Annotated in this window: 12 protein-coding genes; 6 read left to right on the forward strand and 6 right to left on the reverse strand. The window is 60.3% G+C overall.

Annotation, left to right across the window (positions count from 1 at the left end):
- Nucleotides 1-2 precede the first annotated feature (2 nt).
- Both ACQKPC_RS17710 and ACQKPC_RS17715 read left to right on the forward strand, forming a co-directional pair.
- On the forward strand, nucleotides 3-1,169 hold the full coding sequence (locus ACQKPC_RS17710) for an MFS transporter (protein WP_008010859.1): 1,167 nt from the start codon (nucleotides 3-5) through the stop codon (nucleotides 1,167-1,169).
- A 22-nt stretch (nucleotides 1,170-1,191) separates the two neighbouring features.
- Nucleotides 1,192-2,241 (forward strand): alkene reductase, encoded by a 1,050-nt coding sequence (locus ACQKPC_RS17715; protein WP_427625726.1) that lies wholly within the window; start codon nucleotides 1,192-1,194, stop codon nucleotides 2,239-2,241.
- A gap of 123 nt (nucleotides 2,242-2,364) precedes the next feature.
- Here ACQKPC_RS17715 and ACQKPC_RS17720 read toward each other — a convergent pair whose 3' ends face one another.
- Together ACQKPC_RS17720 and emhR are read right to left on the reverse strand one after the other, a co-directional pair.
- On the reverse strand, nucleotides 2,365-3,249 hold the full coding sequence (locus ACQKPC_RS17720) for a DMT family transporter (protein ID WP_427625727.1): 885 nt from the start codon (nucleotides 3,247-3,249) through the stop codon (nucleotides 2,365-2,367).
- A 162-nt stretch (nucleotides 3,250-3,411) separates the two neighbouring features.
- A complete protein-coding gene (gene emhR, locus ACQKPC_RS17725) occupies nucleotides 3,412-4,044 on the reverse strand; it encodes an efflux system transcriptional repressor EmhR (protein ID WP_427625728.1) in 633 nt (210 codons plus the stop codon).
- A 265-nt stretch (nucleotides 4,045-4,309) separates the two neighbouring features.
- Here emhR and emhA point away from each other — a divergent pair, with 265 nt between their 5' ends.
- The 4 genes from emhA (at nucleotide 4,310) to ACQKPC_RS17745 (ending at nucleotide 11,733) form a co-directional block, all read left to right on the forward strand.
- Complete coding sequence (gene emhA / locus ACQKPC_RS17730; RefSeq protein ID WP_427625729.1) at nucleotides 4,310-5,467, forward strand: efflux RND transporter periplasmic adaptor subunit EmhA; 1,158 nt, start codon at nucleotides 4,310-4,312, stop codon at nucleotides 5,465-5,467.
- A gap of 3 nt (nucleotides 5,468-5,470) precedes the next feature.
- A complete protein-coding gene (gene emhB, locus ACQKPC_RS17735; RefSeq protein WP_427625730.1) occupies nucleotides 5,471-8,632 on the forward strand; it encodes an efflux RND transporter permease subunit EmhB in 3,162 nt (1,053 codons plus the stop codon).
- Nucleotides 8,632-10,092 carry an efflux RND transporter outer membrane subunit EmhC gene (emhC, locus tag ACQKPC_RS17740; protein ID WP_427625731.1) on the forward strand — a complete coding sequence of 487 codons (1,461 nt, stop codon included), beginning with the start codon at nucleotides 8,632-8,634 and terminating at the stop codon, nucleotides 10,090-10,092. Before emhB ends, emhC begins: the two co-directional genes overlap by 1 nt.
- A gap of 381 nt (nucleotides 10,093-10,473) precedes the next feature.
- Nucleotides 10,474-11,733 carry an OprD family porin gene (locus tag ACQKPC_RS17745; protein WP_427625732.1) on the forward strand — a complete coding sequence of 420 codons (1,260 nt, stop codon included), beginning with the start codon at nucleotides 10,474-10,476 and terminating at the stop codon, nucleotides 11,731-11,733.
- A gap of 154 nt (nucleotides 11,734-11,887) precedes the next feature.
- Here ACQKPC_RS17745 and pcaC read toward each other — a convergent pair whose 3' ends face one another.
- The 4 genes from pcaC to pcaG all read right to left on the reverse strand — a co-directional run bounded on the left by pcaC (nucleotide 11,888) and on the right by pcaG (nucleotide 15,197).
- On the reverse strand, nucleotides 11,888-12,280 hold the full coding sequence (pcaC, locus tag ACQKPC_RS17750) for a 4-carboxymuconolactone decarboxylase (protein WP_427625733.1): 393 nt from the start codon (nucleotides 12,278-12,280) through the stop codon (nucleotides 11,888-11,890).
- A 10-nt stretch (nucleotides 12,281-12,290) separates the two neighbouring features.
- Nucleotides 12,291-13,097 carry a 3-oxoadipate enol-lactonase gene (gene pcaD, locus ACQKPC_RS17755; RefSeq protein ID WP_427625734.1) on the reverse strand — a complete coding sequence of 269 codons (807 nt, stop codon included), beginning with the start codon at nucleotides 13,095-13,097 and terminating at the stop codon, nucleotides 12,291-12,293.
- A gap of 11 nt (nucleotides 13,098-13,108) precedes the next feature.
- Nucleotides 13,109-14,473 (reverse strand): 3-carboxy-cis,cis-muconate cycloisomerase, encoded by a 1,365-nt coding sequence (locus tag ACQKPC_RS17760; RefSeq protein ID WP_427625735.1) that lies wholly within the window; start codon nucleotides 14,471-14,473, stop codon nucleotides 13,109-13,111.
- 157 nt (nucleotides 14,474-14,630) lie between these two features.
- On the reverse strand, nucleotides 14,631-15,197 hold the full coding sequence (gene pcaG / locus ACQKPC_RS17765; protein ID WP_063342712.1) for a protocatechuate 3,4-dioxygenase subunit alpha: 567 nt from the start codon (nucleotides 15,195-15,197) through the stop codon (nucleotides 14,631-14,633).
- Nucleotide 15,198: the final 1 nt, after the last annotated feature.

Here is a 15,198-nt window from a genome sequence, read left to right on the forward strand (position 1 = left end):
CAATGCCCCTCTCGCTACTCATTCTGGCCCTTAGCGCCTTCGCCATCGGCACCACCGAGTTCGTCATCATGGGCCTGTTGCCCGAGGTGGCGGCCGATCTCGGTGTGTCGATTCCCGGCGCCGGCTGGCTGGTGACCGGTTACGCCCTGGGCGTGGCCATCGGCGCACCGTTCATGGCACTGGCCACCGCCAGGCTGCCGCGCAAGGCCGCTTTGGTAGCGTTGATGGGCATCTTCATCATTGGCAACCTGCTCTGCGCCCTCGCCAGTGACTACAACGTCTTGATGTTTGCCCGTGTGGTCACCGCGCTGTGTCACGGCGCCTTCTTCGGCATCGGCTCGGTGGTGGCGGCAGGTCTGGTGCCGGCCAACAAACGTGCATCGGCCGTGGCCCTGATGTTCACCGGCCTGACTCTGGCCAACGTTCTCGGCGTGCCGCTGGGCACCGCGCTCGGTCAGGAAGCCGGCTGGCGTTCGACCTTCTGGGCGGTGACCGTGATCGGTGTGATTGCACTGATCGGCCTGATCCGCTTCCTGCCGGCCAAGCGCGACGAAGAGAAACTCGACATGCGCGCCGAACTGCGCGCCCTCAAAGGCGCCGGCATCTGGTTGTCGTTGAGCATGACTGCATTGTTCGCCGCCTCGGTCTTCACCTTGTTCACCTATGTCGCCCCGCTGTTGGGCGAGGTCACCGGAGTCTCGCCACGCGGCGTGACCTGGACCTTGATGCTCATCGGCTTGGGCTTGACGGTCGGCAACATCATCGGCGGCAAGCTGGCGGACAAAAGCCTGGCTGCGACGCTGATCGGTGTGTTCATCACCATGGCGGTCGTCTCCACCGTGCTGACCTGGACCAGCATTGCCGTAATCCCGACCGAAATCACCCTGTTCCTGTGGGCCACCGCGTGCTTCGCCGCCGTACCCGCGCTGCAAGTGAATGTTGTGACCTACGGCAAGGCAGCACCGAATCTGGTGTCGACCCTGAACATCGGCGCTTTCAACGTCGGCAACGCACTCGGTGCCTGGGTCGGCGGCAGCGTCATCGCCCACGGCTTCGGTCTCACCCGCGTGCCGCTCGCGGCAGCCGCGCTGGCGGTACTCGCGCTGCTGGTGACCCTGATTACTTTCCGTCAGAGCGGCAATGCCGAGCTGGCCCCTGTTACTAACTGATCTTTAACGAGGGTTGTATTAAATGACGACTATTTTCGATCCGATCAAACTGGGCGACCTCGAGTTGGCCAACCGCATCATCATGGCGCCGCTGACCCGCTGCCGCGCCGACGAAGGCCGTGTGCCGAATGCGCTGATGGCCGAGTACTACGTGCAGCGCGCCTCTGCCGGCCTGATCCTCAGCGAAGCCACGTCGGTCACGCCAATCGGCGTGGGCTACCCGGATACGCCCGGTATCTGGTCCAACGACCAGGTGCGCGGCTGGAGCAATGTGACCAAAGCAATCCACGGCGCGGGCGGCAAAATCTTCCTGCAACTGTGGCACGTGGGTCGGATTTCCCACCCCTTGTACCTGAACGGCGAAGCACCGGTCGCGCCGAGTGCCATCCAGCCTAAGGGTCATGTCAGCCTGGTGCGTCCATTGGCCGACTTCCCAACCCCGCGCGCCCTGGAAACCGCGGAAATCGCCGACATCATTGACGCTTACCGCGTGGGTGCCGAGAACGCCAAGGCTGCCGGTTTCGACGGTGTGGAAATCCACGGCGCCAACGGTTACCTGCTCGACCAGTTCCTGCAAAGCAGCACCAACCAGCGCACCGACAACTATGGCGGCTCCCTGGAAAACCGTGCGCGTCTGTTGCTGGAAGTGACCGATGCCGCCATCGAAATCTGGGGCGCGGGCCGCGTGGGTGTGCACCTGTCACCGCGTGCCGACCTCCATGACATGGGCGACGACAACCTGTCCGAGACCTTCACCTATGTCGCTCGCGAACTGGGCAAGCGTGGCATCGCCTTCATTTGCTCGCGCGAGAAAGAAGCTGGCGACAGCCTCGGCCCACAACTGAAGGAAGCCTTCGGCGGCCCGTACATCGCCAACGAACGCTTCACCAAGGACAGCGCCAACGAATGGCTGGCCAATGGCAAGGCTGACGCAGTGGCATTCGGGGTACCGTTCATTGCCAACCCGGACCTGCCGGCACGCTTGAAGGCCGATGCGCCGTTGAACGAGGTGCGTCCTGAATTGTTCTACGCCAAAGGCCCTGTGGGTTATATCGATTACCCGACGCTGTAAACGTCCGCCGTTGAAATGCAAAAGCCCCGACTCGAAAGAGCCGGGGCTTTGGCATTTCATAGGATCAAAAGATCGCAGCCTTCGGCAGCTCCAGGGTGAACGCCATTCGAATGTAGGAGTTTGTCAGCGCTTGCGCTGTCCCCAGGCGACCGCAAGACCGCTGAGGCAAATCACCGTGATCCCGATCACGCCGAAGCTGTCCGGGGTATGGTCGAAGATCAAATACCCGTATATCCCGGCAAACAGAATCTGCCCGTAACTGAAGGGTGCCAGCATCGCCGGCGCTGCATGGCGGAAGGCCTGGGTCAACAACATGTGACCGAGCATGCCACAAGTGCCCAGCCCGATCATGAACAGGCCGTGCAGCAACGTTGGCGTACTCCAGAAAAACGGCAACAACGCAGTCATGATCAGGCTGTTGAGAATACCGGTCAGAAAGTTACTGGTGGTCGGGCTGTCGATACCGCTGAGCAGGCGGGTGAGCAATTGATAGAAGCCAAAACACAGCGCCGAACACAGCGGCAGCAGAATCGCCGGGGTGAACAGCGCACCACCGGGCCGCACGACGATCAACACGCCGACAAATCCACCCAGCACCGCCAGCCACTGATTGCGGGTTACCCGCTCATGCAGCAACGGTACGGACAACGCAGTCACCAATAAAGGCGCAAGAAAAGTGACGGCTGTGGCTTCAGCCAAGGGGATGTAACGCAGACCGGTAGTGAAAAACAGGCTGGTGCCGATCAGGCACAGGGCGCGTAATAACTGCAAACCCGGACGCTTGGTGCGCACTACCACCGAGAAACCACTGCGTGGCACGAAAATCACCAGCATCAACAAGGTGTGCACCACGTAGCGTGCCCAAACCACCATCACGATCGGATAGAACCCGGACAGGTACTTGGACAAAGTGTCGTGACTGGCGAACAACAAAACCGCCAGGCAGATCAGCGCGATACCTTTTATCGGCTGCTCGGCGCCCTTGTAGCCCGGGTGGTTAACATTCATTCACACACTCGACACAAAATCCCTACAAAATACGTAGCTCGCTACCTATCAACCTGGCAAACGTACGTATATAAAAGCACCCCATTACAGAAAGGCGAGCGAAGCAGGGACATTCCCCCGCTTCAAGTCTTGACACAAACGGATCCAATTACGCATTTTGTTTCAATTGCGCAGGCTTGGACTCAAGCGCAGCATATCCAACGCTGTATCGACACAGCGCTCGGCTTCGGTGTGCAGTTGAAAACTGTCGGGAGCCAACAGCCACTGATACAGGATGCCATCGACGTACGCATGCAGACTGATGGCCGCGCGAGCAGTGTCGAGGTTTTCCGGCAACTGCCCGCGATTCACCGCATTACTCAGAGCCAGAGCGATTCGCACATTGCAATCGAGACTGGCCGTTCGGCGCTGCTGGCGCAGATCGCACATTTCATCGGTGAATTCGCACTTATGAAACAGAATCTCATTGATGCGTCGGGTTTTCGGGTCCAGGGCAACTTGATGAAACAAATGAATCAGCAGCTTGCGCATGCAGCCCAGCGGATCGAGTTCATCTTCGTTTTCACTGGCCTTGGCCATTTCATCCAGCGGCTCATGCAAGGTATCGAGCATCGCCTGCACCAGATCCGCCTTATTACTGAAATGCCAGTAGATGGCCCCGCGAGTCACGCCGGCCAGGGTCGCAATATCCGCCAGCGTCGTGCGGGCCACGCCGCGCTCGTAAAAGGCTTTTTCTGCCGCTTCGAGTATCTGGCTTCGGGTTTCTTGAGCTTCCTCTTTGGTACGACGGACCATGGCAGTAAAACCTCAATCAGGGGTGCTTCAGCGATGTCTGAATATCAGCTGAATAAAAGTGGGGCGAGCGCTCTCGGGCTTCGTCTGCGGCCTACAATTCAAACCTTTGGATGGCTTTTGTAACCGTGTGGATACACCGCCAAGCCTTTACAAACAACCATGAACGTAAGTATATTCCTTAGCAAGCTACTTATCCACCCGGAAAAATTTTTTAAAACCTTCCACATTTCTTGTGCGCAATTGCGCGCCTGACCCGAGGATCTTCATGCAATTCAAGCCAGCTGTTACCGCTCTGGTTACTGCCGTCGCCCTGGCATCGCTGCTCAGCGGATGTAAAAAGGAAGAGGCGGCACCTGCCGCACCAGCCCCTCAGGTCGGCGTCGTAACCCTGCAACCTCAAGCCTTCACCCTGACGTCCGAACTTCCAGGGCGCACCAGTGCGTTCCGCATCGCCGAAGTTCGCCCACAGGTCAACGGCATCATTCTCAAGCGACTGTTCAAGGAAGGCGGCGACGTCAAGGCCGGTCAGCAGCTTTATCAGATCGACCCATCGGTCTATGACGCGACCCTGAAAAGCGCCGAAGCCAACCTGCGTTCGACCAAGTCGATCTCCGACCGCTACAAGCAACTGGTCGACGAACAGGCTGTCAGCCGTCAGGAGTACGACACCGCGCAGGCCAACCGCCTGCAATCGGAAGCGTCCCTGCAAAGCGCCCAGATCAACGTGCGCTACACCAAGGTTTACGCACCGATCTCCGGTCGCATCGGCCGTTCGTCGGTGACTGAAGGTGCGCTGGTCAGCAATGGCCAAACCGACGCCATGGCCGTCATTCAGCAACTGGACCCGATCTACGTCGACGTCACCCAGTCTTCGGTGGAGCTGCTTGAGCTGCGTCGCGAACTGGAAAGCGGTCGTCTGCAAAAGGCTGGCGATAATGCCGCCGCGGTCAAACTGACGCTCGAAGACGGCAGCCAGTACAAGCTGGACGGCAAGCTCGAGTTCTCCGAAGTTTCGGTTGACCAGACCACCGGCTCCGTAACTCTGCGTGCCGTGTTCCCGAACCCTGATCACACCCTGCTGCCGGGCATGTTCGTTCACGCTCAGTTGCAGGCTGGTGTGGACAGCGCGGCGATTCTGGCCCCGCAACAAGGCGTGACCCGCGACCTCAAAGGCTCTCCGACCGCGCTGGTCGTCGGTCCGGACAACAAGGTCGAACTGCGTCAACTCAAGGCCAGCCGCACTGTCGGTAACCAATGGCTGATTGAAGACGGGCTGAAGGCAGGCGATCGCGTGATCACCGAAGGGCTGCAATTCGTCAGACCTGGCGTTGAAGTGAAAGCCACTGAAGCCACTAACGTTGCCGCAAAGAGCCCGGCCACCGCACAGGCAGCTAATACTGCTGCCGGCGGCAAAGGGGAGTAAACCATGTCGAAATTTTTTATCGACCGTCCGATTTTCGCCTGGGTAATTGCCCTGGTGATTATGCTGGTCGGGGCTCTATCGATTCTCAAACTGCCTATCAACCAATACCCGAGCATTGCGCCTCCAGCTATTGCGATCTCGGTGACCTACCCGGGCGCGTCTGCACAAACCGTGCAGGACACCGTGGTGCAAGTGATCGAGCAACAGCTCAACGGTATCGATAACCTGCGTTATGTCTCCTCGGAAAGTAACTCCGACGGCAACATGACCATTACCGCGACCTTCGAGCAGGGCACCAACTCCGATACCGCGCAGGTTCAAGTCCAGAACAAGCTGAACCTGGCCACCCCGCTGCTGCCACAAGAAGTGCAGCAACAGGGCATCCGCGTGACCAAGTCGGTGAAAAACTTCCTGATGGTCATCGGCGTGGTATCGCGCGACGGCAGCATGACCAAGGACGACCTGTCCAACTACATCGTGTCGAACATGCAGGACCCGATTTCGCGCACCGCCGGTGTCGGTGACTTCCAGGTCTTCGGTGCCCAGTACGCGATGCGGATCTGGCTGGACCCGGCCAAGTTGAACAACTACAACCTGACCCCGGTAGACGTGAAAACCGCCATCGCGGCGCAGAACGTCCAGGTCTCGTCCGGTCAACTCGGCGGCTTGCCTGCCCTGCCCGGCCAACAGCTGAACGCGACGATCATCGGCAAGACCCGTCTGCAGACCGCCGAGCAGTTCAAGGCGATCCTGCTGAAGGTCAACAAGGACGGCTCGCAAGTGCGTGTCGGCGACGTTGCGGAAGTCGGTCTGGGTGGCGAAAACTACTCGATCAGCGCCCAGTTCAACGGCGCCCCGGCCTCCGGCCTGGCGGTGAAACTGGCCAACGGCGCCAACGCCCTCGACACCGCAAAAGCCCTGCGCAATACCATCGACACCCTCAAGCCTTTCTTCCCGGAAGGGATGGAAGTGGTGTTCCCGTACGACACCACCCCGGTGGTGACCGAGTCGATCAAGGGCGTGGTTGAAACCCTGGTCGAAGCGATCGTGCTGGTGTTCCTGGTGATGTTCCTGTTCCTGCAAAACTTCCGCGCTACCGTCATCACCACGATGACCGTGCCAGTGGTATTGCTGGGTACGTTCGGGATCCTCGCGGCGTTCGGCTTCAGCATCAACACCCTGACCATGTTCGGTATGGTGTTGGCCATCGGCTTGCTGGTGGACGATGCCATCGTCGTGGTGGAAAACGTCGAACGGGTCATGAGCGAAGAAGGCCTGTCACCCAAGGAGGCCACGAAGAAATCCATGGGGCAGATCCAGGGTGCCCTGGTCGGTATCGCCCTGGTGCTGTCGGCGGTACTGCTGCCGATGGCGTTCTTCAGTGGCTCCACCGGTGTGATCTACAAGCAGTTCTCGATCACCATCGTTTCGGCCATGGCCTTGTCGGTATTGGTGGCGTTGATCTTCACCCCGGCGCTCTGCGCAACCATGCTCAAGGCGATTCCGAAAGGTGAGCACGGCACGCCGAAACGCGGCTTCTTCGGCTGGTTCAACCGCAGCTTCGACCGTGGCGTCAAAAGCTACGAGCGCGGCGTGGGCAATATGCTCGCGCACAAGGCTCCGTACCTGCTGGCGTACCTGATCATCGTGGTCGGCATGATCTGGCTGTTCACCCGTATTCCAACGGCGTTCCTGCCGGAAGAAGACCAGGGCGTACTGTTTGCTCAAGTGCAGACACCGGCCGGTTCCAGCTCCCAGCGCACGCAGGTGGTCGTGGACGAAATGCGCGAATTCCTGCTGCGTCCGAGCAAGGAAGGCGGCGAAGGCGATGCAGTTGCCTCGGTGTTTACCGTGACCGGCTTCAACTTCGCCGGCCGTGGCCAGAGTTCGGGTATGGCGTTCATCATGCTCAAACCGTGGGAAGAACGTAACGCCGACAACAGCGTGTTCAAACTCGCGGCCCGTGCCCAACAGCACTTCTTTACCTTCCGCGACGCCATGGTGTTTGCCTTCGCACCACCGGCTGTACTGGAACTGGGTAACGCCACCGGTTTCGACGTGTTCCTCCAGGACCGCGCCGGTATCGGTCACGAGAAACTGATGGAAGCCCGTAACCAGTTCCTCGGCATGGCGGCGCAAAGCAAGGTCCTGTCGCAAGTCCGTCCTAACGGCCTGAACGACGAACCGCAATATCAGCTGGAAATCGACGATGAGAAGGCCAGCGCTCTGGGCGTGACCCTCACCGACATCAACAACACCCTGTCGATTGCACTGGGCAGTAGCTATGTGAACGACTTCATCGACCGCGGTCGAGTGAAGAAGGTTTACATACAAGGCCTGCCTGGCGCTCGCATGAGTCCCGAAGACCTGAAGAAGTGGTACGTGCGCAACAGCGCCGGCACCATGGTTCCGTTCTCGTCGTTCGCCAAGGGTGAGTGGATCTACGGTTCGCCGAAACTGGCCCGTTACAACGGCGTAGAAGCGATGGAAATCCTCGGTGCCCCGGCGCCAGGCCATTCCACTGGTGAAGCGATGGCCGAAGTCGAAGCCCTGGCCAAGAAACTGCCGGCCGGTGTCGGTATTTCCTGGACTGGCCTGTCGTACGAGGAACGTCTGTCCGGCTCGCAAGCGCCCGCGTTGTATGCCTTGTCGCTGCTGATGGTGTTCCTGTGTCTGGCGGCGCTGTATGAAAGCTGGTCGATCCCGATCGCGGTGATGCTGGTGGTACCGCTGGGGATTATCGGTGCGCTGATGGCGACCAGCATGCGGGGCCTGTCCAACGACGTGTACTTCCAGGTGGGGCTGTTGACCACGATCGGCCTGGCAGCGAAAAACGCCATTCTGATCGTCGAGTTCGCCAAGGAACTGCATGAGCAAGGACGTAGCTTGCGCGATGCCGCGATCGAAGCCTGCCGGATGCGTCTGCGACCGATCATCATGACCTCGCTCGCATTCGTGCTCGGTGTGGTTCCGCTGGCCATTTCCACGGGCGCAGGTTCGGGTAGCCAGCATGCGATCGGTACCGGGGTGATTGGCGGTATGATCACAGCCACTGTGCTGGCGATCTTCTGGGTCCCATTGTTCTTTGTCACCGTGTCGTCCATGGGCCAGCGCAAAGTCGCCGACCAGGATGACGCCATTGAACCATCTAAAGAGGCTGGCTAATGAGCAAGTCGCTACTCTCCATCGCAGTCGCCGCCTTCGTGCTGAGCGGCTGCTCGCTGATACCCGATTATCAGCAGCCTGAAGCTCCGGTGGCGGGCCAATACCCGCAAGGCCCGGCCTATTCGCCGGCCCAGGCGCCTAACCAGGCCGCTGCCGAACAAGGCTGGAAGCAGTTTTTCCACGACCCGGCGCTGCAACAGCTGATTCAGACCGCGCTGGAGAACAACCGTGACCTGCGCGTCGCGGCGCTGAACATCGACGCTTATGCGGCTCAATACCGCATTCAGCGTGCCGATCTATTCCCGGCGGTTTCGGCCACCGGCAGCGGCAGCCGTCAACGAGTCCCGGCACGGGCCTCGCAAACCGGTGAAGCAGCCATCTCCAGTTCCTACTCGGCCACCGTCGGCATCAGCGCTTATGAACTCGACCTGTTCGGTCGGGTTCGCAGCCTGAGCGAAGAAGCCCTGCAGAAATACTTCGCCACTGAAGAAGCACGCCGCAGCACGCAGATCAGCCTGGTGGCCAGTGTGGCCAATGCCTATCTGACCTGGCAGGCTGACAAAGAGCTGCTGAAACTGACCCAGGAAACCCTCGGTGCCTTCGAGGAGAGCTACAAGCTCACCTCGCGCAGCAACGAAGTGGGTGTAGCCTCGGCGCTGGATCTGGCCCAGTCGCGTACCTCGGTGGAAAACGCCCGTGCACAACAGGCCAGATACACCCGTCAGGTTGCCCAGGATGAAAACAGCCTGGTGCTGCTGCTCGGCACCGGTATCCCGGCCAATCTGCAAGCGGCCAAGCCACTGTCGGACGACCTGCTGAGCGAAGTGCCGGCCGGCCTGCCGTCGGACTTGCTGCAACGTCGTCCGGACATCCTTCAGGCCGAGTACAACCTCAAGGCTGCCAACGCCAACATCGGCGCGGCACGGGCTGCGTTCTTCCCGAGCATCAGCCTGACCGCCAATGCCGGCTCCCTGAGCCCGGATCTGTCCGGTCTGTTCAAGGGCGGTTCGGGCACCTGGTTGTTCCAGCCGCAGATCAACTTGCCGATCTTCAACGCCGGCTCCCTGCGCGCCAGCCTGGATTACTCCAAGATCCAGAAAGACATCGGCGTGGCGAACTACGAGAAGTCCATTCAAACGGCCTTCCAGGAAGTCGCCGATGGCCTGGCCGCACGCCAGACCTACACCGAGCAGTTGCAGGCTCAGCGTGATTTCGTCAGCGCCAACCAGGACTACTACCGTCTGGCCGAGCGTCGCTACCGCATCGGTGTCGACAGCAACCTGACCTTCCTCGACGCCCAGCGCCAGTTGTTCAGCGCCCAACAAGCGCTGATCACCGACCGTCTGGCGCAGCTGACCAGCGCGGTCAATCTGTACAAGGCATTGGGTGGTGGCTGGAATGAACAGACGGCGAAGAACGAGCCGTTGAAAGAAGAAGCGCCGAAGATGAAGTTGTTCTGATAGCGCGGTAAAAACACGAAGCCCACCGATTGGTGGGCTTTTTGTTGGCGGCGGGAAAGCCAGATCAAAAGATCGCAGCCTTCGGCAGCTCCTATGCAGGTGCGCGATTTCATGTAGGAGCTGCCGAAGGCTGCGATCTTTTGATCTTTTGCCGTTCGATAATCGCCCAAAACCCGCCCTCGCCGATTGAACCGTTTAGTCCCTTTCCCTCACCATCTGTCGCACAAAACCAATAACAACAGGTTCGACACCATGTCCCCGCGCCCTGCCCTGTCCGGCTGACTTCGTCCTCGCTTTTCTGAATTCGACATCTTATGTCTGCAACCCAAACGTTGCGGCACCACCCTGTTTCACCTCCAAGAATTAGAGAGACCCAAGCCCATGACGCCTTCCACCACGCAGTATTTCTTTCCCAGCCTGATCGCCATCGCATTGGCCGGTGCGGCCCTGCCCGCCATGGCCGAGGAAGCCGGTTTTGTCGAAGGCGCCAAGGTCAACCTGAACCTGCGCAATTTCTACATCAACCGTAACTTCACCAACCCGACCAAAAGCCAGGGCAAGGCTGAAGAGTGGACGCAAAGCTTCATCCTCGACGCCAAGTCCGGGTTCACCCAGGGCACCGTCGGGTTTGGCATGGACGTGCTGGGTTTGTACTCGGTCAAGCTCGACGGTGGCAAAGGCACCGGCGGTACGCAGTTGTTGCCGCTGGATCACGATGGTCGTCCGGCAGACAATTTCGGTCGAACCAACGTGGCGTTCAAGGCCAAGCTGTCCCAGACCGAAGTGAAGGTCGGCGAGTGGATGCCGGTGCTGCCGATCCTGCGTTCGGACGACGGTCGCTCGCTGCCGCAAACCTTCCGTGGCGGCCAGATCACCTCGAAGGAAATCGACGGCCTGACGCTCTACGGCGGCCAGTTCCGCGCCAACAGCCCGCGCGATGACAGCAGCATGAATGACATGTCGATGACCGGCAAAACGGCGTTCACCTCAGACCGCTTCAACTTTCAGGGCGGTGAATATGCCTTCAACGGCAAACGCACCCAGATCGGCCTGTGGAACGCTGAACTCAAGGACATCTACAGCCAGCAATACGTCAACCTGATCCACACCCAACCGCTGGGCGACTGGACGCTGGGCGCCAATCTGGGGTTCTTCTACGGCAAGGATGACGGCAGCGCCCGGGCCGGCGAGCTGGACAACAAAACCTGGTCGGGCCTGTTCTCGGCCAAATATGGCGGCAACACCTTCTACGTCGGCCTGCAAAAACTCACCGGTGACAGCGCCTGGATGCGGGTCAACGGCACCAGCGGCGGCACCCTGGCCAACGACAGCTACAACGCCAGCTACGACAACGCGAAGGAAAGATCCTGGCAATTGCGCCACGACTACAACTTCGCCGCCCTTGGCGTGCCTGGCCTGACCCTGATGAACCGCTACATCAGCGGCGACAACGTACACACTGCAACCACCAGCGACGGCAAGGAATGGGGCCGCGAAAGCGAACTGGGCTACACCGTGCAGAGCGGCACGCTCAAAGACCTCAACGTCAAATGGCGCAACTCGACCATCCGCCGCGACTTCAGCAACAACGAGTTCGACGAGAACCGGTTGATCGTCAGCTATCCGATCAGCCTGCTGTAAACACAAAAAATGTGGGAGCGGACTTCTGTGGCGAGGGGGCTTGCCCCCGTTCGGCTGCGAAGCAGTCGCAAAGCTTTTGGGGCCGCTTCGCGCCCCAACGGGGGCAAGCCCCCTCGCCACAGAAGCCTGCTCCCACAGGAGTTGTGGTGGACAGTTACTCCCGCGATTCAACCCCCAACTCATCCCACACCGATTCAGCCAGGTGGAAGGTCGCATTGGCCGCAGGGATGCCACAGTAGATTGCACTCTGCATGATCACTTCCTTGATCTCGCCGCGGGTCACGCCGTTGTTGGCGGCGGCGCGCAGGTGCAGTTTGAGTTCTTCGTTGCGGTTCATGCCGATCAGCATCGCGATGGTGATCAGGCTACGGGTGTGGCGCGGCAGGCCCGGGCGGGTCCAGATGTCGCCCCAGGCGTGGCGGGTGATCATCTCCTGGAACTCCGAGTTGAACTCGGTCAGCGCATTCAGGCTGCGGTCGACATGGGCGTCGCCCAGTACTGCGCGGCGAACGTTCAGGCCCTCTTCGTAACGTTGTTTCTCGTCCACAACAATCCCCTCAATGAGCTGACAAAAACGCCAGTACTCGGTCGCTGAATGCAGCGCCGGCCTGGACGTTGGACAGGTGTGCGGCGTAGAACTCGGCGTACTCGGCACCTTGCACATGTTCCTGAATGAAATGCCCGCCGGACGGTGGTGTCACCGCATCTTCGCTGCCGGAAATCACCAGCAACGGCACCTTGATCGAGGACAACTGATCGCGGAAATCGGCATCACGTACCGCCGCGCAATTGGCCGCGTAACCTTCAGGCGAAGTCGCCGCGAGCATGTCGGTAATCCGCTTAACCGCTGCCGGATTGGCCTCGGCAAAATCCGCGGTGAACCACCGCGCAATCGACGCATCACGCAAGGCAACCATCGCCGCCGAGCCGTCACGCAGCACGGTTTCGATCCGTGGATTCCACACCGACGGATCACCGATTTTCGCCGCGGTGTTGCACACGATCAGTTTGTTCAATCGCTGACCGGCATTGATCCCCAGCCACTGGCCGATCAACCCGCCCATGGACAGACCACAGAAATGCGCGCGTTCGATGTGTAACGCATCCAGCAGTGCCAGCACGTCGCGGCCCAGTTGCTCGATGCTGTACGGCCCCGGCGTCACCAACGATTGGCCGTGACCACGGGTATCGAAACGCAGCACGCGAAAATGCTCGGTGAACGCAGGGATTTGCGCGTCCCACATGTGCAGGTCGGTGCCCAGTGAGTTGGACAGCACCAGCACCGGCGCATCCGCCGGTCCATCGAGTTGCGGCCCTTGAATTTGGTAGTGCAGTTCGCCCTCGGCGAGTTGTACGAATGCCACGGCAGTCTCCTTCAAGCTATCAACGCAAAATGTTCAGCCACCGCTCGCTCGACCCAGGTATGGGCCTGACCGAGGTAATGGGCGGGGTCCAGCAGACGATCGAGTTCAGCGTCCGACAGCTCGGCAGTCACCTGCGGCTCGTCACCGAGCACCGCGCGCAAATGACGTTGCTCGGCCACTGCGCGCTTGCAGCACTGCTCCAACAGATGGTGCGCAGTGTCGCGACCGACCCGTTGTGCCAGCACGATGCTCACGGCTTCGGCCAGTACCAGGCCCTGGGTCAGGTCGAGGTTGCGTGTCATGCGGTCGGCCTCCACTTCCAGTCCGTCGGCCACCAACAGCGCTTGCTGCAGGCTGCCTGACACCAAACAGCAAATCTCTGGCAGGGTTTCCCATTCGGCATGCCACAAGCCCAGGCTGCGTTCGTGCTCCTGCGGCATCGCGCTGAACAAGGTCGAGAGCAAACCCGGCACCCGCGTCGCCGCACCGATCAGCACCGCCGCGCCCACCGGGTTGCGTTTGTGCGGCATGGTCGAAGAACCGCCCTTGCCCGGCGCCGACGGTTCGAACACTTCGCCGGCCTCGGTCTGCATCAACAGGCTGATGTCGCGACCGAGTTTGCCGAGGCTGCCAGCGATCAGTCCGAGCACCGCGCCAAACTCCACCAGACGATCGCGCTGGGTGTGCCAGGGTTGTTCCGGCAAGGTCAGTTGCAGTTCTGCGGCCAAGGCTTCGGCAATCGGCATCGCCTGCTCGCCAAGGGCCGCGAGGGTGCCGGAGGCACCACCGAATTGCAGCACCAACAGGCGCGGTTTGAGTTCCAGCAGACGCTGACGGCTACGCGTCACCGCCCCCAGCCAACCGGCGATTTTCATGCCGAGGGTGACCGGCGTCGCATGCTGCAGCCAAGTGCGTCCGGCCATTGGCGTGGCGACGTAACGCCTGGCCTGGGTCGCGAGGGTTTCCCCCAGTTGCGCCAGATCAGCTTCGATCAATTCCAGTGCGCGGCGCAGTTGCAACACCAGGCCGGTGTCCATTACATCCTGGCTGGTCGCGCCCAAATGCACGTAACGCTCGGCTTCGGCATTGTTCTTTGCGATCTGTTTTCCCAACGCCTTGACCAGCGGAATCGCCGAATTGCCCGCCGTGGCAATCGCCTCACCCAGCGCGGCGAAGTCGTAATGCCCGGCCCGACATGCCGCGTCGATAGATGCGACAGCCGTCTGCGGAATCAGCCCAACCCGCGCCTCGGCCCGGGCCAGTGCCGCTTCGAAATCAAGCATGGCCTGAACCCGGCCCTGATCGCAGAACACCTCACGCATGTCGCGTGCCGTGAAGTAGGCATCGAACAATTGATTGCCCGGTCGCTGGTTCATAAACAGTCCTTGCAGGCGTGGGGCCGGTCAGGCCGACGCGTAGAAATCAAAGGTCGTTGTGCAGGCGCCAAAAGATCGCAGGCGACGCCAGCGCCTACAGGAACCATACCCCTTCCCGGCAGGAGCTGCCGAAGGCTGCGATCTTTTGATCTTGATTTCAATAATCGAAGAACACCGTCTCGGCATCCGTACCCTGCAGAACCACATTCCACTGATAAACACCCGCAGCATCCCGCTTCGCCAGCAAGGTGTTGCGGCGCTCTGCTGGCACGCACTCCAGCAACGGGTCCGCCACGTTGGCCGGTTCGCCATCAAAGTAAATCCGCGTCAGCAAGTGCTTCACCAACCCGCGAGCAAACACCAGTACCACCAAATGAGGCGCCTGGGTCGTGCCCTTCAGGCCTTCCACTGTGCCCGGTTTGATCGTGGTAAATCGAAAGCGCCCTTCTGCATCCACCGGCACCCGGCCAAACCCTTCGAAATTCGGGTCCAGGGGTTTGTCCTGATCGTCTTCGGGATGGTCGTACTTGCCGGCGGCGTTGGCCTGCCAGACTTCGAGCATCGCGTCGTTGACGAAGTCGCCATTACCATCGACGACTTGCCCGGTGATCGCCACGCGCTCGCCGAGGGTCTGTGCAACGGTCAGGTCTTCACGGTTCAGCCAGGTCAGGCCGATGTGGTAATACGGCCCGACGGTGTGGGACGTGGTCGCGTTCAACGTCATC

The organism is Pseudomonas sp. NPDC089918, assembly GCF_050280605.1.
GTDB lineage: Bacteria > Pseudomonadota > Gammaproteobacteria > Pseudomonadales > Pseudomonadaceae > Aquipseudomonas.